This window comes from Salinivibrio sp. KP-1, assembly GCF_000968645.1.
Taxonomy (GTDB): Bacteria; Pseudomonadota; Gammaproteobacteria; order Enterobacterales; family Vibrionaceae; genus Salinivibrio; species Salinivibrio siamensis.
The window spans coordinates 160,721-181,220 of sequence record NZ_LAQR01000048.1 but is presented as its reverse complement, the minus strand read 5'-3'; the positions used below and the strand labels follow the sequence as shown (position 1 = coordinate 181,220).

21 protein-coding genes are annotated in these 20,500 nt (G+C 50.5%); 12 read left to right on the top strand and 9 right to left on the bottom strand.

The window, feature by feature from the left end; all coding sequences use genetic code 11:
* The first annotated feature begins 51 nt into the window (after nucleotides 1–51).
* Together hdfR and WN56_RS17005 are read left to right on the top strand one after the other, a co-directional pair.
* Complete coding sequence (gene hdfR / locus WN56_RS14200; protein ID WP_046075622.1) at nucleotides 52–897, top strand: HTH-type transcriptional regulator HdfR; 846 nt, start codon at nucleotides 52–54, stop codon at nucleotides 895–897.
* Nucleotides 898–1,047: 150 nt separating this feature from the next.
* Complete coding sequence (locus WN56_RS17005; protein WP_167369752.1) at nucleotides 1,048–1,224, top strand: hypothetical protein; 177 nt, start codon at nucleotides 1,048–1,050, stop codon at nucleotides 1,222–1,224.
* Nucleotides 1,225–1,345: 121 nt separating this feature from the next.
* Here WN56_RS17005 and nagZ read toward each other — a convergent pair whose 3' ends face one another.
* Nucleotides 1,346–2,350 (bottom strand): beta-N-acetylhexosaminidase, encoded by a 1,005-nt coding sequence (gene nagZ / locus WN56_RS14195; protein WP_046075621.1) that lies wholly within the window; start codon nucleotides 2,348–2,350, stop codon nucleotides 1,346–1,348.
* Nucleotides 2,351–2,547: 197 nt separating this feature from the next.
* On the opposite strand from nagZ, the gene WN56_RS14190 reads away from it, so the two are divergent.
* Together WN56_RS14190 and murQ are read left to right on the top strand one after the other, a co-directional pair.
* Nucleotides 2,548–3,660, top strand: a complete 1,113-nt coding sequence (locus WN56_RS14190) for an anhydro-N-acetylmuramic acid kinase (protein ID WP_046075620.1) — start codon at nucleotides 2,548–2,550, stop codon at nucleotides 3,658–3,660.
* 9 nt (nucleotides 3,661–3,669) lie between these two features.
* A complete protein-coding gene (murQ, locus tag WN56_RS14185) occupies nucleotides 3,670–4,584 on the top strand; it encodes an N-acetylmuramic acid 6-phosphate etherase (protein WP_046075619.1) in 915 nt (304 codons plus the stop codon).
* A gap of 16 nt (nucleotides 4,585–4,600) precedes the next feature.
* Here murQ and WN56_RS14180 read toward each other — a convergent pair whose 3' ends face one another.
* Complete coding sequence (locus WN56_RS14180; protein ID WP_197075767.1) at nucleotides 4,601–7,093, bottom strand: EAL domain-containing protein; 2,493 nt, start codon at nucleotides 7,091–7,093, stop codon at nucleotides 4,601–4,603.
* A gap of 417 nt (nucleotides 7,094–7,510) precedes the next feature.
* On the opposite strand from WN56_RS14180, the gene WN56_RS14175 reads away from it, so the two are divergent.
* The 3 genes from WN56_RS14175 to tkt all read left to right on the top strand — a co-directional run bounded on the left by WN56_RS14175 (nucleotide 7,511) and on the right by tkt (nucleotide 11,751).
* The gene (locus WN56_RS14175) at nucleotides 7,511–8,527 is read left to right on the top strand and encodes a sugar-binding transcriptional regulator (protein ID WP_046075617.1); all 1,017 of its coding nucleotides are present in this window, start codon (nucleotides 7,511–7,513) and stop codon (nucleotides 8,525–8,527) included.
* 180 nt (nucleotides 8,528–8,707) lie between these two features.
* A complete protein-coding gene (gene tal / locus WN56_RS14170) occupies nucleotides 8,708–9,658 on the top strand; it encodes a transaldolase (RefSeq protein WP_046075616.1) in 951 nt (316 codons plus the stop codon).
* A 98-nt stretch (nucleotides 9,659–9,756) separates the two neighbouring features.
* Entirely contained in the window at nucleotides 9,757–11,751 is a 1,995-nt protein-coding gene (gene tkt, locus WN56_RS14165; protein ID WP_046075615.1) for a transketolase, read from the top strand.
* A gap of 117 nt (nucleotides 11,752–11,868) precedes the next feature.
* On the opposite strand, the gene WN56_RS14160 is transcribed toward tkt, so the two are convergent.
* Nucleotides 11,869–12,057 carry a hypothetical protein gene (locus WN56_RS14160; RefSeq protein WP_046075614.1) on the bottom strand — a complete coding sequence of 63 codons (189 nt, stop codon included), beginning with the start codon at nucleotides 12,055–12,057 and terminating at the stop codon, nucleotides 11,869–11,871.
* A gap of 98 nt (nucleotides 12,058–12,155) precedes the next feature.
* On the opposite strand from WN56_RS14160, the gene soxR reads away from it, so the two are divergent.
* Entirely contained in the window at nucleotides 12,156–12,635 is a 480-nt protein-coding gene (gene soxR / locus WN56_RS14155; protein WP_046075613.1) for a redox-sensitive transcriptional activator SoxR, read from the top strand.
* A 247-nt stretch (nucleotides 12,636–12,882) separates the two neighbouring features.
* Nucleotides 12,883–13,095: a cold-shock protein gene (locus tag WN56_RS14150; RefSeq protein ID WP_046075612.1), complete on the top strand. Its 213-nt coding sequence runs from the start codon at nucleotides 12,883–12,885 to the stop codon at nucleotides 13,093–13,095.
* Nucleotides 13,096–13,295: 200 nt separating this feature from the next.
* Here WN56_RS14150 and WN56_RS14145 read toward each other — a convergent pair whose 3' ends face one another.
* From WN56_RS14145 to WN56_RS14120, 6 genes are read right to left on the bottom strand one after another with little or no spacing between them, the layout of a single operon-like run.
* Nucleotides 13,296–14,468, bottom strand: coding sequence for a lipopolysaccharide assembly protein LapB (locus WN56_RS14145; RefSeq protein ID WP_046075611.1), 1,173 nt, complete (start codon nucleotides 14,466–14,468; stop codon nucleotides 13,296–13,298).
* On the bottom strand, nucleotides 14,468–15,100 hold the full coding sequence (locus WN56_RS14140; protein WP_046075610.1) for an energy transducer TonB: 633 nt from the start codon (nucleotides 15,098–15,100) through the stop codon (nucleotides 14,468–14,470). Before WN56_RS14140 ends, WN56_RS14145 begins: the two co-directional genes overlap by 1 nt.
* Nucleotides 15,100–15,504: a biopolymer transporter ExbD gene (locus tag WN56_RS14135; RefSeq protein ID WP_046075609.1), complete on the bottom strand. Its 405-nt coding sequence runs from the start codon at nucleotides 15,502–15,504 to the stop codon at nucleotides 15,100–15,102. Before WN56_RS14135 ends, WN56_RS14140 begins: the two co-directional genes overlap by 1 nt.
* The gene (locus WN56_RS14130) at nucleotides 15,504–16,052 is read right to left on the bottom strand and encodes a MotA/TolQ/ExbB proton channel family protein (protein WP_046075608.1); all 549 of its coding nucleotides are present in this window, start codon (nucleotides 16,050–16,052) and stop codon (nucleotides 15,504–15,506) included. The genes WN56_RS14135 and WN56_RS14130 overlap by 1 nt, the downstream gene beginning before the upstream one ends.
* Nucleotides 16,049–17,398 (bottom strand): MotA/TolQ/ExbB proton channel family protein, encoded by a 1,350-nt coding sequence (locus tag WN56_RS14125; RefSeq protein ID WP_046075607.1) that lies wholly within the window; start codon nucleotides 17,396–17,398, stop codon nucleotides 16,049–16,051. The genes WN56_RS14130 and WN56_RS14125 overlap by 4 nt, the downstream gene beginning before the upstream one ends.
* On the bottom strand, nucleotides 17,395–18,162 hold the full coding sequence (locus WN56_RS14120; protein ID WP_197075778.1) for a DUF3450 domain-containing protein: 768 nt from the start codon (nucleotides 18,160–18,162) through the stop codon (nucleotides 17,395–17,397). The genes WN56_RS14125 and WN56_RS14120 overlap by 4 nt, the downstream gene beginning before the upstream one ends.
* A gap of 485 nt (nucleotides 18,163–18,647) precedes the next feature.
* On the opposite strand from WN56_RS14120, the gene WN56_RS14115 reads away from it, so the two are divergent.
* From WN56_RS14115 to WN56_RS14105, 3 genes are all read left to right on the top strand, one after another.
* Nucleotides 18,648–19,013 (top strand): hypothetical protein, encoded by a 366-nt coding sequence (locus tag WN56_RS14115; protein WP_046075606.1) that lies wholly within the window; start codon nucleotides 18,648–18,650, stop codon nucleotides 19,011–19,013.
* A 422-nt stretch (nucleotides 19,014–19,435) separates the two neighbouring features.
* Entirely contained in the window at nucleotides 19,436–19,675 is a 240-nt protein-coding gene (locus WN56_RS14110; protein ID WP_046076023.1) for a hypothetical protein, read from the top strand.
* 124 nt (nucleotides 19,676–19,799) lie between these two features.
* Entirely contained in the window at nucleotides 19,800–20,480 is a 681-nt protein-coding gene (locus WN56_RS14105) for a DUF4145 domain-containing protein (protein ID WP_046075605.1), read from the top strand.
* Nucleotides 20,481–20,500: the final 20 nt, after the last annotated feature.

The window sequence follows — 20,500 nt, the reverse complement described above, 5'->3', positions numbered from 1 at the left end:
CATCGAAGTTTTTTGTCTAAATGCCCGATATCGCCGAGAAGGAAAACGCCATTGGACATTCAACTACTGCGTACATTTATTGAAGTGAGCAAGACGCGTCACTTCGGTCGTGCAGCGGAAAACCTTTACCTGACCCAATCCGCTGTGAGCTTTCGCATTCGACAACTAGAAACCCAGCTAGATACATCACTGTTTGTTCGTCAGCGCAATAATGTTCGTCTGACCGATGCGGGTGAGCGCTTACTTCCTTACGCTGAAACCATGCTGCAAACGTGGCAGCGCGCCCAACAGGACGTCAGTGCAATGCAGCACGCGAGCGCACAACTCACGCTTGCCGCCTCCCCGATGCTGTGGGAACTCGATGGCGTCAGCACATGGGTCAACCGCGTGTGTGCGGCGCACCCAGACTGGTTGATCCGTGCCGAGTCGACACCCGCCCAGTTGCTAGCACGCCATTTGATTGAAAAACGTATTGATGCCGGATTGACCTCAGAGCTGCCTAAGCTTGAAGGGTTACAATCACACCACCTAGGCGATTATCAACTTCAGTTAGTTAGCCATTTACCGGGGCTCACACTGGACACGAGCGACACGCTACCGCTGGTTTATCTTGATTGGGGAACTCGCTTTTCACTTGAGCAAAGCCAAATTGCGCCACTACAACGCTCACCCGTGTTACATACCCAGTCATGCCAACTGGCATTAAACTATTTACTCGTACACGGCGGCGTCGCGTTTCTACCGTCACTGGCAGTTCACCCTTATCTGAACAACGGACAACTCCATCTTATTGATCACGGCCATATTCTTACCCACCCACTTTACCTTACCTGGCTCACTAACAGCGATAAAAAACCGCTAATCAATGAGTTAGTATCATCTACCGGTCAGTTATAAGTGCTCAGAAAAAATCGGTAAATTCACGCCTATTTCACTAGTCGACGTTCAATTTTTAGGCTATCTTAGAATCGTTAGGCAAACATTATGTGTCTAACACTCCGGCTACACATAGCACTGACAATCAACAAGCGTTAGGAAAACACCACCATGGCACAGTGGGATCAATGGTTAAAACACGGCTCGCAACATAAAGAGAAGTTTAAATCTCGCCACCACGACGATTTTGATGACGATATGCCACGCGGCAAAAAAGACAAGAAGCGCAACAATAAGCGCGCTTCCCGATCGCAACACGACGACAGTTATTTCGGAGAAGACCGCTAATCGCGAGGCAAGACTCGCGGTGCATTGCACTCGTCATTAATAGGATAAAGGCAACGCGATGACGTTGCCTTTTTTGTTTGTTGTGTCCCGTCCTGAAATACGTTGACGCTAGTGCACTCGCTCAGGCTTGTTGCGCCTGCCACTCTTCTGCATGTCGCTTAATCTCACGCTGTGCCGACTGCCAACGCGGATCTTGCTGTAAGCGTTGCCACTCCACGGATTGGCGCACCCGCAATGTCTCAGCAGCAGGGATCGACTGAATGGGCAAAGCGTCGAGCACCGACACCGCACTGTGGCGGTCATTGCATATCAAGGCCATGTCGCATCCCGCATCAAGCGCCGCTTTGGCACGCGCGGGCGCGTCGCCGAACAAATGCGCACCGCCCATACTTAAATCATCCGAGAAAATAATCCCTTTAAACCCAAGTTGCTGGCGCAAAATCTGGGTAAGCCAGTACGGCGAGCCACTGGCTGGCAAGGCATCATGTTGCGGGTAAACCACATGGGCAGGCATCATCGCATCCACGAGCCCCCGCGCAATAAACGATTGGAAAATCGCAAAGTCGTCTGAGTGCAAAATATCGCGCGTATCCTTAGGTGTCACTAAGTGCGAGTCTTCTTTCACCCCACCGTGTCCAGGAAAATGTTTGCCCGTGGTGGCCATGCCTGCCACGCGCATACCCTTAGCAAAGGCGCCAGCATAGTCAGTGATAGCTTGATGTGTCGCACCGAAGGCACGGTCTTTGATTGCCGCACATCCAAATCCTAAATCCAGCACAGGCGCAAAACTGAGATCAATCCCATGAGCGATCAGCTCCATTGCCATCACCCAACCCGCTTGCTCCGCGAGCGCTGGACTCGCACTTAACGCACCATAAGACTGCGCTGCGGGTATGGGGGTAAACGCGTCGCGAAACCGTTGAACACGGCCCCCCTCTTGGTCAACGCCGATGAGGATATCGCGCCCCGCCGCTGTGCGTATTGACTGAGTTAATGCACGCAGCTGTGCGGAGTCAAAATAATTGCGAGCAAATAGAATAACGCCTCCCACAGAGGGATGTGCCAAAATTTCTTTCTCTTCGTTATCAAGTTGCTCGGCGTGCACATCTAGCCAAACCGGTCCCATCGTTTCTCCTTCATACTCTTGTCAACCCACTGACAACCACTTTGATTATATTCGTCCAATCAGACCATTCACTATTGCAAGGCGCCAGTACCTCAAAGGGATCATCAAGCACTTTGCCACTTATCGCAATCTGTTTATACTCAGTACCTTGGTTCTTATCGTCATTTTATCGCTGGACTACTGTAAGGAAGCACCCGATGCCACAACCCGCCGCCGATATCTACATAGGTGTTATGTCAGGGACGAGCTTAGATAACATTGATGTCGTCGCTGTCCGGTTCACTCAAGCCGGCCACGTGGAGTCAATTGCTCGTCATAGTGACCCGCTACCGCAGGATATTAAAGCTACCGTGATCACCTTGAGCCGAGGTCATCCGATGTCAGTCAAAGCCTTGGGCGAACTCGATCGTCGCTTAGGGGAGTGTTACGCCAATGCCATCAATACCCTACTTGAACAAGCGGCGTTACTGCCTAAACATGTCGCGGCGGTCGGTTGTCATGGTCAAACCGTCTATCACCAACCGAGCGGCGATTATCCATTCACCATGCAACTTGGCGACGCCAATGTGATTGCGGCGCGAACCGGCATTACCACTGTCGCTGATTTTAGGCGTAAAGACATGGCGTATGGCGGTCAAGGCGCCCCTTTGGTGCCCGCCTTTCACAATGATTACTTTGCCGATAGCGAACAAGCCACCGCAGTAGTGAATATTGGCGGTATTGCCAACGTATCAATGATTTGTCCCGATCGCCCTTTATATGGCTATGATACGGGTCCAGGGAATATGTTGATGGATGCCTGGACGCAGCGTCACCGTCACCAAGCCTATGACAAAGATGGCGAGTGGGCAGCCACCAGCTGCGCGTATCAACCCTTACTCAACCGCCTGTTATCCGACGCGTACTTCTCACGTCCGGCACCTAAAAGTACCGGGCGGGAATACTTTAATCTCGATTGGCTCGATCGTCACCTGCTCGCGTTTTCACTCTCTCCAGACCAAGTGCAAGCCACCTTACTGGCATTGACTGCCGAAAGTATCGCGTTAGCGATCCGTCCATTAGAGCGTGGCCGAGTGTTCGTGTGTGGCGGTGGCGCGCACAACCAGGCATTGATACATGCGTTACAACAGGCACTTCCGCAATGGTCCATTGCACAAACTGACGATGCCGGGATCAGTTGCGACGATATGGAAGCCATTGCCTTTGCTTGGCTGGCCAGGCAAACCCTTAATCACCAACCAGGCAATGTGCCCGCCGTGACAGGCGCGACGCAAGCCTGTTGTCTTGGTGCCATTTATCTACCTTACTGAGGAACGATTATGTCAGCCCCCAGCGTCGACCAGCTAAAAGGCTTACTCTCAGAAACACGCAACCCGCATACACTGACGATCGACCAACAAGACACACTTGGCTTGGTGACAATGATTAACGCAGAGGATAAGGGCGTAGCCTCCGCTGTGCAGACGCAGCTCCCCGCGATTGCAAAAGCGGTCGATGCGATTGCGGCAAGTTTTAACCAAGGCGGTCGTCTTATCTACATCGGTGCGGGGACAAGTGGTCGACTGGGTGTGCTTGACGCGGCCGAATGCCCGCCCACCTTTGGGGTGGATAGCCAGCAAGTCATAGGACTGATTGCCGGTGGCGAGCCTGCTATGTTCGTCGCCCAAGAAGGCGCTGAAGACAACCCAGATGCAGGTAAAGCGGATTTGGTCACACAAGGCCTCACCGCGAAGGATGTGGTGGTCGGTATCGCCGCCAGTGGCCGCACGCCTTATGTCATCGGTGCACTCGATTACGCCAAGCAAATTGGCGCAGTCACGGTCGCTTTGTCATGTAACCCCAATGCCGCCATTAACGCCTACGCCCAGATTGCCATTACGCCCGAAGTTGGCCCTGAAGCGCTCACAGGCTCAACCCGAATGAAGTCAGGCACTGCACAAAAACTGGTATTAAATATGCTGAGCACCGCCGCCATGATAAAGACGGGCAAGTGCTATCAAAACCTGATGGTCGATGTAAAAGCCAGCAACGATAAACTGGTTACCCGTTCCACGTTGATCGTGATGGAAGCGACAGGATGTGAAGAACACACCGCAACACACGCCCTGTCACAGTCAGATGGTGAGGTGAAGGTCGCTATTTTTATGATTTTAGCGGAGCAAGACCCGGCGACGGCACGGCAGCGGCTTCAGCAAGCCAATGGGCATTTACGTGATGCATTGCAATTAGGTTGATGCAATGTACCCACTCTTATCCACTTGAGGACGAGCGTATATTTTGTTCTCTTAGCACCGTGGTCGGTTGCACGCTGTCCATGCGCTCAACGTAAGCCTGATATTGTTGGAACGGAAGCGGCCGAGAGTAATAATAGCCCTGTGACACATCGACACCATAACGTCGCAGTAATGTCTCCGCTTCCTCGGTTTCCACGCCCTCAGCAACGACCATTACCCCCAGTGATCGCGCCATGTCCGTGGTCGCACGAACAATGCTTTGGTGACGACCACTCTTGTGAAGATCTCGCACAAAACTGCGATCAATTTTAAGCTCAGTGAATGGGAGTTGCGAGAGGAAATATAACGAGGAATAGCCCGTGCCATAGTCATCGATCGATACTTCAATGCCACTGGCTGATAGTGCTGTAATCAGTTGTTTTAGCCAGTTGTAGTCCTCTACCATCACCGACTCTGTCAGTTCCAGCGAAATTAAGTTAGTCGGTATGTCATATTGATGCGCCAGCGCGACCACACGATTGGCCAGATCCGGAATATAGATATCAGACGCACTGATATTGATTGACAGGCGGCGACAATGGCCGTTAGTGATCAGCTGCGCTTGCTGCTGGAAAGCCCGCTGAATCACCCACAGAGTGAGGTTATTGATGATACCGACATCTTCTGCCATCCGCACAAACACTTCAGGCGATATTTGCCCGTACTCAGGGTGTGTCCAACGCGCTAAGACTTCCGAGCCATGGACAGAGCCAGTGCGTAAATCAATTTGCGGTTGGTGATACAGCTCTAATTGATCATTCTCGATAGCATCCCTCAGGTCGGTCACGAGAGAAACATGCAATTGATGGTGTCGTTGCTCGTAAGAATTAAAATGTGCATAGTGGCTGGCAAGCGATCGATGTTGATCAATGGCGCTCAGGGCGCGGCTGATTAAAAGGCTTGGGTGGTCACCGTCAGTGGGATAGTGGCAAACACCAATACGCGCATTCACTTGCGTCACAAATGAGCCAACACATAAGTCACCATTTAATCCTTTAATGACGGAATCGAGAATCGTATCGCAAGCCGAGCGGTCGACATCATCAATCAAAAACGCAAACACGCCCTCTTTTAAACAACCCAAACGATAATCCGGCATATCACTGTCGGTTTTCACTCCCAACACAGGTTGCATCATCAACACATCATTAATACGGCCAGCAATCGCGTTAATGTATTCCTCGCGGGCGTGCTCATCTAAATACGGAAGCAGGCTGTTGTAATTATCCACTGATAAACAGCACAAATTGAAACGGGCATTTCGGCTGATCAAATCATTGACCACCATATGTAACACATTGTTATTCGGTAGATAACTCAGCGTGTCATGCGTCAGCGCCTGCATTTCCTGTAATCGCTGGTACCGGAAGCGTTCAGCGAGAGCCAATGAAAAGAAAATCATGGTCATTCCCAGCGACATCATCAGTGCGTAACGTGATAGCAGACTGTAATCAATAACGTTGAGCATCAGAGCGTAGAAAATCACCCCGCCCACCATGGCCGGGATCCAACAGAGGGTAAAGAGCGAGAGCCAAAGTTTCTTCGGTTGCCATTGGTGCCATACATAATAGGCCACCAAGCCATAGACCGGTAATTGCGCGATAAAAACAAATGAAAGCGACACATACGTGGGGGTGATAAAACTTAGCAAGGCCAAGCCAAACAGCCCCCCGGTGGTCATAAAAAAGAGTGAACGCGCGCGCTGATAAAGCCGACTTCGCTCAAAGTCTAGAAAATAGTAGGTGAACCATAATCCCGCCATGAGTAGGCAAACGGCCAACGCCACCAAGTGATTACTGATAAATATCTGCACCGGATCCGGCAAAAAGTAACGACTGAAACCATGATTAACACTCACAAGCAAGGTACTCATTAGAGCGACAAGCACAAAAATGAGATAGACGCGCTGACGACTGTAGACATACACCCCTGCGCTATACAGCGCGACCAAAAAGGTAAAGGTGATGAAGCCGCCCCAAACCAAATGCAAAGACCGAGATAACTGATCAAACGCCTGGTGCGACATCACGCTTAACGGCATGATCGCCATATCATTCGAGGTGACTTTGAGCAGTAATTGGTTATCACGCTCCGGCAGTAAGTTAACCGGAATCGAATCGGGCATTGGCAAGCGGCTCAAGCGTGCCGATGTTTTATCCCCTGCTTTTATCTGTGAGCGCACCTGCTCGCCATCCAAAATATGGTACGCGTCTAGATAGTCAATCAATGGGTTATCGGTGAGCACATGAATGTCGCGCTCAGTCAATCCGTGGTAATTAAACTCAAGCTTGATCCAATAGGTTTGATAAGCCAGCTTCCACGGGATCTCACCCGTGTTATCGGCTTTCGTAAAGGGGGCATGATCGAGCACATAGTTAAGAGATAGCTCGTTCGTCTCGTCAATGAAATAGCTATAGTCCGTATCCACCAGTGATAGTTCGGGCGCTGTGGTGCGACTCAAACTCGTCATCCAAAATCCGACAGCGAACATAACCACCAGTATGAACAAGGTCGTCACCCAAATAAGGGGCTGCCGAGACTGCAATGCGTGCATAAAAATACACTCCTTAGCCAAAAACGAGTCTGCCGCCCAAGATTTACTCCCCTTTCTGTATACATCTTTTAAATTAATCTGTCCGGAAACCTGGGAGGGACTTAATAAAACTAGATAGTAATGGCTATTTTTTCAAACATAACGCCTTTAAAAAGCCTGTCCGCGCCATCAATCAGATATTTCCACGACTGTGGTTGAACCTAAAACAATGAACAAACGTTTTTAAACATAACATTTGTTCGCACCTCGTCAGCTCGCTATACTGATCACCGTTGCAGTCAGCCGTACAGTGTGCGGTGAGTTTGATTCGATCGATGAGCGAGACCAAAATACATGAGTACGCCGACATCCCTAGATAACGTTCACGAAGACACTGATTTGCTTACCGAAATCGCCATTCTGTATTACCAGCAAAGCGCGACCCAAGAGGAGATCGCACGCAAATACAAAATAAGTCGCCCCAAAGTCAGCCGCCTGCTCCGAAAAGCACGTGAGGAAGGGATTGTTGAAATAACGGTGAAGTTTCACCCGGTGCACAGCGCGCAGTTGGAGCAAAGGCTCATGGCGCGATTTAATCTCAAACGCGCATTAATTTCTCTCGATCAGCCCAGTCCCGAAGAGCAGCGCACTCAAGTCGCGACCCTGGTTTCCACTTACTTGGATGGTAACCTCAACGACGGCATGGTGGTCGCGGTGGGACAAGGCCAAAACGTCGCCGCGGTGGCTGATCACCCCGGAGTCGTCTCTCATCGCCAAGCGCGCTTTGTCTGTGCTATCGGTGGTACCCACCGAAGTGGTGATGCATTTAACGCGGATCATATCTGCCGGCGTCTCGCCAAAAAATTTGGCGGCAGCAGTGAAACCCTGTATGCCCCAGCCTACGTCGATAACGAATCAATCCAGCAAGTGTTTGTCTCTCACCCCAATATAAGTGAAACCTTGAACCAGGCGAGAAAGGCAGAGTTCGCCCTAGTCGGCATTGGGGACATGGACGAAAATAGCCATATGGTCAAATTGGGCTGCTTTACCGCACGCGAATTTGTTGAAGCACGTGTTAACCATGGTATTGTCGGAGATATCGGTGGCTTTGATTTTTTCCGTCTCGACGGACAACCCACCGATAATTTGATGCGAGGGCGAGTGGTTGGGCTAGCCATGCCTGATTTGGCGCGTATTCCCAGCGTTATCGCGATGGCCAGTGAAAGTCGCAAAGCCTTATCTATTCTTGGCGCTTTGCGCACGGGCGTGATTGATGTGTTGGCCACCAGTGCCAGCTGTGCGATGGCGCTGCTCAACATGTCTGAGCCTGCCCCCGATGAAACCGCGTTCACGTTTCAACAGGATGAGTAAATTCGTGACGAAAGAGTGAGACTTAACTCTCTTTATGTCGCAATACAATTGACAAGTGACGTAAAAAACTCAAAGATCGTCACATCATTTGCTCAGACGCGTTGCATCTGTTCATATTCAGAGCAAGCGTTAGCACGTAATTCGGCGTCTGGGCCTACCACGTAAAGAAGGTGAGTGAAGATGAGCAACAAACTGGATCAACTCCGTGCCCTAACCACAGTGGTCGCTGACACAGGCGACATCGAAGCGATTAAAAAATACCAACCGCAAGATGCCACAACTAACCCTTCTCTGATCCTCAAAGCCGCGCAAATTAAAGAATATGCGCCGCTGATCGAGGAAGCCATTGCCTATGCAAAATCACATAGCAGCGATGCAGACCAACAGGTTGCCGATACCTGTGACCGTCTCGCCGTCAACATTGGTAAAGAAATTCTCAATGTGATCCCTGGCCGTATCTCTACCGAGGTAGACGCACGCTTGTCGTATGACACAGAAGCCAGTGTTGCCAAAGCGCGCAAGCTAATCAGCATGTATAACGAAGCTGGGATCAGCAACGAGCGCATTCTGATCAAACTGGCGTCAACTTGGGAGGGTATCCGTGCGGCAGAAATCCTGGAAAAAGAAGGGATCAACTGTAACCTGACGCTTTTGTTCTCATTCGCACAAGCACGTGCCTGTGCCGAAGCGGGCGCTTACCTGATTTCTCCGTTTGTGGGCCGCATCATGGATTGGTACAAAGCCAAAGAAGGCCGTGATTTCGAGGCGGCAGAAGACCCAGGCGTTAAATCTGTCACCACCATCTACAACTACTACAAAGCTCACGGCTACGACACCGTAGTGATGGGCGCAAGCTTCCGTAACACAGGCGAAATTCTAGAGCTTGCTGGCTGCGACCGTCTCACCATCAGCCCACAATTGCTGCAAGAGCTTAGCGACGCCGACGGTGACGTGCCAGTTAAGTTAAAAGACGCGGGGGCCACCGAGCAGCGCCCAGCGCGTATGACACATGCTGAATTCTTGTGGGAGCACAACCAAGACGCGATGGCCGTTGAAAAGCTCGCTGAGGGTATCCGCAACTTCGCGGTTGACCAAGGCAAGCTTGAAGACATGATTCGCGAACAATTGTGATCCAACACAAAGCGTGATTTAACACAATAAAAGCGGCTCAGTCCGCTTTTATGATACTGTTTGACCCTATTTCACCTGTTCAACCTGTAGGTAAACACATGGAACGCAAAATGCTAGCTAACGCCATCCGCGCCCTTGCGATGGACGGTGTTCAAAAAGCCAAATCTGGTCACCCAGGCGCCCCAATGGGCATGGCTGATATCGCCGAAGTCTTGTGGCGCGACCACATGAACCACAACCCACAAAACCCAGATTGGGCCAACCGTGACCGTTTCGTACTGTCAAACGGCCACGGTTCTATGCTGATTTATTCGCTACTGCACCTGACCGGGTATGGCGTATCGATTGACGATCTCAAACAGTTCCGTCAATTGCACTCGAATACCCCAGGCCACCCTGAATATGGTTACGCACCGGGTATTGAAACCACCACAGGTCCACTCGGCCAGGGCATCACTAATGCGGTGGGCATGGCAGTGGCAGAGAAATCGCTCGCGGCGCAATTTAACCGCGACGGCCACGACATCGTCGATCACCACACCTACGCATTCTTGGGTGATGGCTGCTTGATGGAAGGTATCTCACACGAAGCATGCTCACTCGCCGGCACCCTAGGCCTGGGCAAGCTGATCGCCTTCTGGGATGACAACGGCATTTCTATCGATGGTCATGTTGAAGGTTGGTTCTCTGACGATACCGCGAAACGCTTTGAATCTTATGGCTGGCACGTAATCCCTGCAGTAGATGGCCATGATTCGGCGGCTATTCAGGCGGCCATTGACGCGGCAAAAGCGGAAACCGGCAAGCCGACATTGATCTGCACCAAGACCACCATCGGTTACGGCTCACCCAATAAAGCGGGCAGCCACGACTGCCACGGTGCACCACTGGGTGATGATGAAGTACAAGCCGCGCGTGAATTCCTCGGTTGGGAGCATGGCCCATTTGAGATCCCACAAGAGATTTACGCACAGTGGGATGCCAAAGAAGCCGGTGCGGCCAAAGAAGCCGCATGGAACGAGAAGTTCGCCGCCTATCAAGCACAATACCCTGAGCTAGCCGCTGAGTTTACTCGTCGCATGAAGGGCGAACTGCCAAGCAACTGGGACAGCGAAACGCAAAAGCTGATTGCCGATCTGCAAGCTAACCCAGCCAAAATCGCATCACGTAAAGCATCACAAAACGTGTTAGAAGCGTTCGGCAAGCTACTGCCAGAACTGCTCGGTGGTTCTGCTGACTTGGCACCGTCTAACTTGACCATGTGGTCAGGCTCGAAAGCGATCAGTGCCGACGATGCCAGCGGTAACTACCTGCACTACGGTGTGCGTGAATTTGGTATGACCGCCATTATCAACGGTATTGCCCTGCACGGCGGTTTTGTGCCTTACGGTGCGACCTTCCTGATCTTTATGGAGTACGCACGTAACGCGATGCGTATGGCTGCCCTGATGAAGGTGCAGAATATTCAAGTGTATACCCACGACTCGATTGGCCTAGGTGAAGATGGTCCAACTCACCAGCCAGTTGAGCAAATGGCCACGTTGCGCCAAACGCCGAATATGAGCATGTGGCGCCCGTGTGACCAAGTTGAATCCGCGGTCGCGTGGAAAGCAGCGGTTGAGCGTAAGGACGGCCCAAGTGCCCTGGTGTTCTCTCGCCAAGGCCTGGCTCAGCAAGAGCGTGATGACGCACAATTGGCTAACATTGCCAAAGGTGGCTACATCCTAAAAGACTCAGCAGGCAAGCCTGATCTGATCTTGATTGCGACGGGCTCGGAAGTCGAATTGGCGATGGAGTCAGCTGCGAAACTGAACGACGCCGGCAAGCAAGTGCGTGTCGTCTCTATGCCAAGCACTGACTTGTTCGATAAGCAAGACGCCGCCTACCGTGAGTCCGTGCTGCCATCAGACGTAACAGCACGTATCGCCATTGAAGCGGGTATCGCCGACTACTGGTACAAGTACGTGGGTCTAGATGGCCGCGTTGTCGGCATGACCACTTTCGGTGAGTCCGCACCGGCTGACGAGCTGTTCAAGATGTTCGGCTTTACTGTTGAAAACGTGGTTAACACCGCTGAAGAGTTGCTCGCTTAATCGCATCTCCACGGCACGTTAATTCTGCGAAGGCCAGTCAGCAATGACTGGCCTTTTTTCTACCCTCGCTTCTCGCATCCTGCAACCCATGCTGTAACAGCGACAGATGCAGCGCGCTTATAGAAAGCGACTCGCCGAGGGACGCACATTAGCATCCAGAGTATCCACCCCTATGTCATTTTGAAGGTGGGCTGGCATCGATGCGATTGGCACTGCTTTCGGTTTACGGCTCGTACCAACTCGCCCTTGAACACCTTGGATAATCGCCAATAACATTGAGGTAACGCCCGCTTTCATTTCTTTCATCGTGATTCCCCTCTCATTGTGTTGTGAAGATGCTAGTCAGGATAAAACCTCAAGTTATATTGAGGTAAACATGGAGTGGCAGAAAAAGGTGAAAAAAGATGGAAATGAGCGTTGGGCAAGTGGCAAAACGCGCGGGGTTAAAGGTGTCTACCCTGCATTTTTACGAGCAAAAAGGCTTGATCACCAGTTGGCGTAATGCGGGCAATCAACGCCGCTACGACCGCGCTGTTCTGCGTCGTCTTGCGGTGATTAAAGCAGCACAACATGTGGGGCTCTCACTTGAAGAGATAGGCGAAGCATTAAGTGAATTGCCCTCTCACCGCGCTCCCACCAAAGAGCAATGGCGTGATATGGCACAGCGCTGGGATGCCACCCTCAATGAGCAAATCGCACGCTTACAGCAGTTACAGGCCAATTTAAGTGGCTGCATTGGCTGTGGCTGCCTATCAATGAAAACCTGCTCGCTCTATAACCCCAATGATGTGGTCGGTGAAGTCACCCAAGATGACAACGTGTTGAATCACCCGAAAATGGGAGTAGCCCAACTGTTAAAAGATTGGGGAAGGGGCGATAAATAGCCCAATCGCAACGCTTCACCCAACGATTAAATAAAAATACTCACAACGCTTTACATGTGAGCGTAATGCTGTATGGTGGTCACAGCTCTGGAACATGGAGCATCAATGATACATCAAGTAAAAGTCAACATAAGCTACGCTATTATCAATATTATAGAGTTTCTAACGTTACCCGCTTTCGCTTTTAGACATTTCATCGACTCCGTTCAAAGCTATCCTATTTTTTGTAATTTAAGAGAGAATGATTATGTCTAATCAAGCAACTGGTATCGTAAAGTGGTTTAACGAAGAGAAAGGTTTCGGTTTCATCACTCGTGACAACGGCGAAAAAGACGTGTTTGTACACTTCCGTGCGATCGTTGGCGAAGGTTTCAAAACCCTAACTGAAGGCCAGCGTGTGAACTTCACCGTTGAGCAAGGCCAAAAAGGCCCACAGGCATCTGACGTTACCGTCGCATAAGAAGCCAGATCTGATTGATAGAGGGCGCTCAGGCGCCCTTTTTTTGTGCCTATAGTTTGGCGAACGTGATCAACACAGCGGATGGCAAAGGATAGACACAACACGTTTTCACAAAAAAGCCCCGGCTATCTGGTGTTGCACCAAGCTGGGGCTTTTTATCAGAGTAACCGACCAAGGGTCACTCGCTACCTGTGACTTAATCAGCCTCGCTGCATTGTCTGACGCTTTTTCAAAAACGTTAACCAGCTCTCTACCGCCTCATCAGGGGCAATCTTTTTAGCAATGCGTGCTTGCTCAAGGGCTTGGTCAAACTGCTTCAGTTTGTAGTAGGCGCGCACTTTTGTCAGCGCTATCTCTTTAGCAGATGCCCCTTTACCCGCCTTATCAAGCGAAGTAAGTGCTTGCTGATAGTCGCCTTGCTGAATTTGCATTAACGCCAATTGCCAATGGTATTGACGGTCTTTTTGTGCGGCTAAACGCCAAGCTGAAACCGCTTGAGGCCATTCTCGCGCTTGCTGCCATAAGCTTGCTTGCTGCGCGAGCGTTTGCGCATCTTGCTCGTTCTCAGGCAAGCGTTTGAGCCACTTCGCTGCCCGCTCGGGGACGCCGACATTGGCATACAACTGCGCCACCGTGCGCTGCTCACTCGGTTCAAGCGCTATCCCTTTTCGCTTGGCGAGTAAATAGGTGCTGATCGCCTCTTTTGGCTGCTCCAAGCGCACATAGTTGGCCGCCAATTGGCGCCACCATTGCTTATTGTCAGGCTCGAGCTTCAACAATGCTTTAAGCGTCGGTGTCGCCCCACGCCATTGCTCAAGTTGTAGCTGCGCTCCCAACTTCAATGACAGCGCTGACACGCTGGCCCTATTTTTTACTACGCCCTGATACGCTGGATAGGCGTTTAATACCTGGCTCCATTGTTCACGCTGATAGTGCGCCTGCATAATCCGCAGCCATACGTCTTCCGCTTGATCCGATTTCTCTTTGGGAACCGAACGCGCCAGCGGATAGTAGTATTGAAGTGCAGCGGCATATTGACCATCAATCAACAATAAATCAGCGAGCATACGCTTGGTTTGCCAGGCTTGCGCATCTTGCAACTGTTCACTGTCAACCGCACGTTGAATATGGACGATCGCCTTGTCGTTATTACCATATTGCCAATAGAACACCCCCAACGCGCGATCGACAAACGCTTTATCGTAGGCGCGCTCAGCAGACAGCGCTTCGAGCACGGCAATCGCCTCACCCAGTTTGGCGTCTTGCTCTAACGTTTGTGCTTTTTCAATCGAGCGAGCCACCGAGGGTGACAGCTGCGCGGCGACTGGCAGTGCAGTGAACAATACTAAGGTAACAATGAGTCGTTTAAACATTAGCGTAAGTTAAACTCCAGTTTCACCTGTTGACCGGGTTGGGCCACGGCTTCTCCGTTAACCACTTTCGGCTCATATTTCCATTTTCGAAGCGCGCGTAACGCCTCTCGCTCAAAAACACGTGGCGGGTTCGCATCGACCACCGTCAAATCTTGTGGACGTCCCGAGGGGCTAATGGTAAAGCTCACCACCACAAATCCCTCTAGGCCACGGCGCATGGCGCGTGGTGGATAGTTGGGCTCGACCCGAAATAGCGGCATCGCCTGCTGATTGTTCGGCCCAGTGCTGACATTTAAATCGCCTAGCGACGGGGCTTGCACCATCACCCCTTGAATATTGCTCTGCACATTCAAGTTAGGCATATCCGGTTGTGGCGCCGCGCTGGATTGTGTCTGCGTTTGCGTGACCGGCGTCGGTGGATCGGGCACCTCAGGCGGTGTCGGGCGCTCCGGCACACTGCGTTGGCGGCGTTGTACCTCGGTATCCGGCTCTTGCATGAAAATATCAATGCTTACCGAGGAAGGCGTCTCCTGAGGACGCTGAGACGACTGTCCGACCATCAACGCCATCAACATAAACAGGCCAAGCGTAAAGACCAACGCCGCCGGCAATGAGATTAGCCATCGCTTCATTACGGCGACTCCGTGGCCAACGCAATGCTACCAATGCCGGCACCTTTCGCCGCGTCCATCACTTCAACCACGGTGCCATTGTAGGCCAACTCATCGGCTTGAATCACCAACGAAGCGTCAGGCTTATCGAGCAACAGGTGTTCAAGGGTCGCTTCCACACGTTCCACATCGACAAGACGCTTATCAATGTACACCTCATTCGAGGCGGTGACCGCGACAAAAATACCCGCCTCTTTTTGGCTGGTTGAGTGGCTGGCTTCCGGACGGTTTACTTCCACGCCAGACTCGCGCACAAACGAGCTAGTGACAATAAAAAAGATCAGCATGATGAACACAATGTCCAACATGGAGGTTAAATCAACCTGCGCTTCTTCGCGCTGTTTTTGGGCTCGAATCAATCGCATTACTGACTCCGAAGCGCCTGCTCCAGCGCGATTTCACGGCGCTGACAGGCTTTAACTAAACGGGCATGGGCAAACATACCGGCCAAGGCAGCTACCATACCTGCCATGGTGGGTAAGGTGGCCATTGAAATACCTGAGGCCATTAAGCGGGGCTCACTGGTGCCTTGACTGGCCATGACATCAAACACAGAAATCATCCCCGTGACCGTGCCTAACAGCCCCAACATCGGACAAATCGCCACCAAGGCTTTAATAAAGCCAAGATAACGGCCGAGATCCTGTTGGGCTTGAAACAACCAGCCTTGGCGAATGGCGCGTGCATGCCAAGAATGGTGATCGGTACGCGCTTGCCACGCCGCAACCCACGCGCGACGTTGTGCGGGGAACCGTGAATACAGGTATAGCAGGCGTTCAATCACCAACACCCAGCACACCAATACCACCACACCGAGCCACCAAAGCACGGGCCCACCTTGCGCCATAAAATGACGCAAGGTGCTCCAAATATCTTGCTGGCCAAGCTGTGAGAATAACTCGACGTCTATCATGCCGCTTGTCCGGTTTCCGCTCTCTGATCACTGTTTTCAGCTTGTTCAGCCACCAAACTAATGCTTTGCTTTTCCAGCATGCCGCGAATGTGATCAGCTTGCCCACTGAGGATATTATGCGCCAGCAGTAGCGGAATGGCCGCAATCAAGCCGAGCACTGTGGTAACCAACGCCATCGAGATGCCATCTGCCATCACTTTCGGGTCGCCATTACCAAACTGGGTGATCACTTGGAAGGTTTCTATCATCCCGGTCACCGTCCCCAGTAAGCCGAGCATCGGTGCTAACGCGGCAAGCAGTTTGAGCATCGAGAGGCCTTTTTCGCAGCCTTGTTGCTCATCCACCACCGCTTCTAATAAACGCAGCTCCAGTGATTCCACATCACGCTTTGGTGCATCATGATAGACCTTCAGCACACGGCCAAGCGGATTATCCTCTGGCGACTCAGGATGTTTAAGCTGGCGATGCATTTTGGCGTGAATCGAGAGCAAGACAGCTCCGCGATAAAGAGCAATTAACAAGCCGACAGTCAATAAGGCCGCGATCACTTTGGCGACGAAGCCACCCTGCGCAAAGCGGTCGCTCAAGCTTGGCGCATTTTCAAGCTGTCCGAGTAAAAAGCCCCGTGATGGATCGACAAGCACGGTCTCACCCACGTTGGTAATGGCTTGCTCAAGCTTTGCGGATGTTAACGTCTCATCCGGTTGGGCGCGGTAGGGAACGGCCACTTGTCGCGCCGATTGCCAGTTTAAATACCCTTGCTCATTCACCAAGCCTAGGTTACCCACTCGCACCACCGACTGTTCCGCCGACACACCTTGCGCATTCACCACAGGTAGAGAAAGGGCTTGCAACTCGCCACTGGTTTGCATTTGCGTGAGCATGCCCTGCCACAGGCTATTAAGCTGCTTGAGCGAGGGCAAAGTATCGGCGGCAACAATATCCGCCACCGTTTGATTAAACGCAGGTTGAGTGATCGCCACATAGCTCGACGCCCCGTCGGTCTGAATGGTTTTACTTGCTTGGCGCACCACACCAAACAGCTCACCCAAACTGCCCGACTCCAAACGCAGCTTATCTTCTAACGACGCCAGTTGTTGCTCGTTATCGCTGAAGGTGTCACTGAGCTTCTCGGTTTCCGCCTCTAACGCGTTGCGCGTGGCTTTGAGCTGATTGAGCTTCTCACGTAGCTCACGCTCGGTCATCGCGAATTGTGCTTCTCGCGCTTGGTTATGCTCACTCGCCTGTTGATGCGCCTGTTGGGTTTGACCAACAAGATCATCAGCGTGGGTAAAAGGCGCAACGACGACAAAACAGGTTACGGCAATCAGGGTTTTCCAGCTCATGATTTCACCCCTTGGTTGGCACTCAATGGCAGAGATAACAATGACGGTGCCATTTGCTTTTGCGCCACCGCAAAGGCCTTATCCACCGCTTCCGCGACACTCGCATCCAATGCGACCCACTGATCATCGCGGGCACTCCACAGCCAATACTGCTTACCATCTAAGCTACGCGCCACCAGCGACATACGGCCCAGATGGAGGACATCGACCTGGTGATCTCGACCATCGAGCACTACGGTATCTTGATAGGCATCAAGCTTGCTGCCATAGTCTCGCTCAATCTGGTATGCCTCGAGAATACGACGGAATTTCTCCGAGTCCGCCACATCGGCACGGGTCATCATGGCTTTAAGTTTTTGTAAACGGGCTTGGCGTTGATCGGCTTTGAGAGGAATATCCTCGGCAAGCCACTGCTCGAGCCCACCCAACATGCGATACATTAAAGGCACGATGCCTTGGCGAGTGTCTTTAATCTCGTCGATTTGATTCCGCAGGCTGGTCGCCTCTTTATCCTGATTGACCACCAAGTTTTGCAAGTGATCGCGATAGATTTCCAGGTTACTGATCTGCGCTTGTAGCTGCTCAATTTCTTGGCGCATGGCCAAGCTGCTATCAGAATGACGATTAATCCGTGACTGTGACTGCGCGGCCTCTTGGGTAGTGTTCCCCTCAATCGCTTGCGCCTTTTCGAGTTGATCCGCACTCACTGCTGGGGTCAGCGCCAAACAGGACGCAACGCCGAGCGCGAGCCGAAATGAAGACAATTTTATCATGGTGATATCTGCAAACATGCTTTGATGGTGTGGCTTTGCCACAAATAAAAGTGAGAATAGTTTCTATTTGCGTGCAATGTACCGAGTTTAGCGACAAAAATCTAGCCTAGCAGGTCCAGAGGTGCGGGAATATTACTCATATCAAGTCACGATAAGCTGACAGTGCTATAAAGCGGGATAGCGCATTTCATCACGATGGTCTGCGCCGATGTGACAATGACTCACTAACGTAAGTTTACTCGTTCCCACTTGTTATATCACTGGCTACAGCGATCCAGTGGATTACGCAATGGCCGGTGCCGTGGTACTGGTTTACATTGCGCTGTCGCACTTAACCGGCGACGACCATGTCCACTCACTCAGTCGCTAAAGGTGGCGTCGGCACACTGGTGGCCGAGCAGTGATAGAACATAACCTGAAAAATACAGATAGCATAATGACTTACCCTTCACCTAAAAAAAGACTTTGAGGTACAGATGAACATTGCGACCACAATCAAGAGCATGCTGGCACCTGTTTGGGAGCAAGAAGACGAGCTTTTAGATAAGGTTGTCGACCTTGCTGATTATGATGCCGTCAACCAAGCTATTCCCGACGACACACTACCAATTGAAGAAGTGTTTGCCGAAGATGAGTTAGAAGAGCTATACCTAAACTTTGTCCCTTATCTCGATAACGAAGCGATCCTTCCGTTTATGGGCAGCTACGGTAACGCTGTATTTTGTCTCGGCATTGGCGAAGAGAGCCAAGGGTACGTCTACTATTTTGATCTTGATTTTGGTCTACACCTCCTCACCAAGGAAGGCCTAACCACCTTTTTTCGCTCGTTGAAAGACGCGTAATGGCAAGTCGATAAAAGGCATAACTTACGTAAGAGATGCGTGTAAAAATGAAAAAATCATCAAAAAATACACGCTAACGGCTCGTGCGCTTTGGGCAGTTCTAATAAGTTGTGCATCGTTTCAATGGCATACTCTTGGCCGGTACCGCGCTTGGGGGAACACCGTAACGCAGAACTGCCCCAAAACTGTTTAGCTCAGGATTCCTGACCACATCCTCATGTCAGTTCTTGACCTACATATATTAATGGCAGATTATGAGTCTAGTTGAGCACTTATAATTATACAGACTTGTTCTGCAATTTATGAGTGGAAGGAAGAATAAGACCTATAGAGCAGTTGCTACTATGACTTCTGTACTTTATGAAAATATTATAAAAACAATGTCTGCTGACAAGACACTGTTATACGAAAAGGAGAATCTCATGTCTGATCAGTACGATGGAATGAAAATTTATGAATATATGCGAGCAACTCAGGCTAAGTACATAATTAAAGGCAATAAAATTCATGAGTACATGAGAGCTACGCAGCCTGTCTACGAAATTCGCGGAAACAAAATCCATATGTACATGCGAGCTTCCCAGCCTGTGTATGAGATTCGAGGAAATAAAATTCACGAATATATGAAGGCAACACAGGCCATCTATGAAATTAGGGCTTAAATCGTATAACAAGGCGCAAGCAGCAGACATATTTTACTTGGGCGCTTGCAGTTGAAAGTAAAGTATTTGTTGGTATAGCCGCGCATGTACTGCTGTGCTAGTCGTTATGTTATTTGGAGGAAAAATGATAAATATCGGTAGAAGTGGTATTCAGGTAGATCAAGAGCCAAACAGTTGCCCTGTTTGCAATCAGTTAGTCTCTCCAAATAGGACGGAAATGTTCAAAGAAGTATATACTGACAACCCACATTTTAGTCGCTACTTATCAGGGCTTTATGAGTGCCCATCAAAAAAGTGTGGACATTTGTTTCTTGCTCACTTTGAACGAAAATCAGAACATGAGGGTTATACAAACGGTTACTTTACATATACTCACTCAACCCCTAATCATTTCAAACCGATAGCGTTTGATGACAGAATTAGTACTATATCTCCAAGCTTTGTAGAAATCTTCAATCAGTCAGCTAATGCAGAGGAAAGTGGTTTAAGTGAAGTGTGCGGCATGGGTTATCGAAAAGCCCTTGAGTACCTAATAAAAGACTATTGTGTGTCTTTACAACCTGATGATTCTGAAAAAATCAGGAGCATGATGCTGATGCAATGTATTAATAAATATATTACGGATACTAACATCAAAGAATGTGCTACTCGTGCAGTATGGTTGGGTAATGATGAGACTCATTATCAAAGGAAGTGGCAAGACAAGGACATTGACGATCTTAAGTTATTGATTAATTTGGTCGTTCATTGGGTTGTTAGTTGTCTCATGACCCAAGAATATATGCAGTCTATGCAACGACCATAACAAACGACCAAGGAATCAAC

Excerpts from the sequence above, each read along its gene's own strand:
- tal (WP_046075616.1), top strand. The coding sequence starts at position 8,708 with ATGAGCAACAAACTGGATCAACTCCGTGCCCTAACCACAGTGGTCGCT.
- WN56_RS14110 (WP_046076023.1), top strand. The coding sequence starts at position 19,436 with ATGTCTGATCAGTACGATGGAATGAAAATTTATGAATATATGCGAGCA.
- WN56_RS17005 (WP_167369752.1), top strand. The coding sequence starts at position 1,048 with ATGGCACAGTGGGATCAATGGTTAAAACACGGCTCGCAACATAAAGAG.
- tkt (WP_046075615.1), top strand. The coding sequence starts at position 9,757 with ATGGAACGCAAAATGCTAGCTAACGCCATCCGCGCCCTTGCGATGGAC.
- nagZ (WP_046075621.1), bottom strand. The coding sequence starts at position 2,350 with ATGGGACCGGTTTGGCTAGATGTGCACGCCGAGCAACTTGATAACGAA.
- WN56_RS14180 (WP_197075767.1), bottom strand. The coding sequence starts at position 7,093 with ATGACGAGTTTGAGTCGCACCACAGCGCCCGAACTATCACTGGTGGAT.
- WN56_RS14150 (WP_046075612.1), top strand. The coding sequence starts at position 12,883 with ATGTCTAATCAAGCAACTGGTATCGTAAAGTGGTTTAACGAAGAGAAA.
- soxR (WP_046075613.1), top strand. The coding sequence starts at position 12,156 with ATGGAAATGAGCGTTGGGCAAGTGGCAAAACGCGCGGGGTTAAAGGTG.
- WN56_RS14125 (WP_046075607.1), bottom strand. The coding sequence starts at position 17,398 with ATGAGCTGGAAAACCCTGATTGCCGTAACCTGTTTTGTCGTCGTTGCG.
- WN56_RS14115 (WP_046075606.1), top strand. The coding sequence starts at position 18,648 with ATGAACATTGCGACCACAATCAAGAGCATGCTGGCACCTGTTTGGGAG.
- murQ (WP_046075619.1), top strand. The coding sequence starts at position 3,670 with ATGTCAGCCCCCAGCGTCGACCAGCTAAAAGGCTTACTCTCAGAAACA.
- WN56_RS14190 (WP_046075620.1), top strand. The coding sequence starts at position 2,548 with ATGCCACAACCCGCCGCCGATATCTACATAGGTGTTATGTCAGGGACG.
- WN56_RS14175 (WP_046075617.1), top strand. The coding sequence starts at position 7,511 with ATGAGTACGCCGACATCCCTAGATAACGTTCACGAAGACACTGATTTG.
- WN56_RS14145 (WP_046075611.1), bottom strand. The coding sequence starts at position 14,468 with ATGTTTAAACGACTCATTGTTACCTTAGTATTGTTCACTGCACTGCCA.
- WN56_RS14140 (WP_046075610.1), bottom strand. The coding sequence starts at position 15,100 with ATGAAGCGATGGCTAATCTCATTGCCGGCGGCGTTGGTCTTTACGCTT.
- WN56_RS14135 (WP_046075609.1), bottom strand. The coding sequence starts at position 15,504 with ATGCGATTGATTCGAGCCCAAAAACAGCGCGAAGAAGCGCAGGTTGAT.
- WN56_RS14130 (WP_046075608.1), bottom strand. The coding sequence starts at position 16,052 with ATGATAGACGTCGAGTTATTCTCACAGCTTGGCCAGCAAGATATTTGG.
- WN56_RS14105 (WP_046075605.1), top strand. The coding sequence starts at position 19,800 with ATGATAAATATCGGTAGAAGTGGTATTCAGGTAGATCAAGAGCCAAAC.
- WN56_RS14160 (WP_046075614.1), bottom strand. The coding sequence starts at position 12,057 with ATGAAAGAAATGAAAGCGGGCGTTACCTCAATGTTATTGGCGATTATC.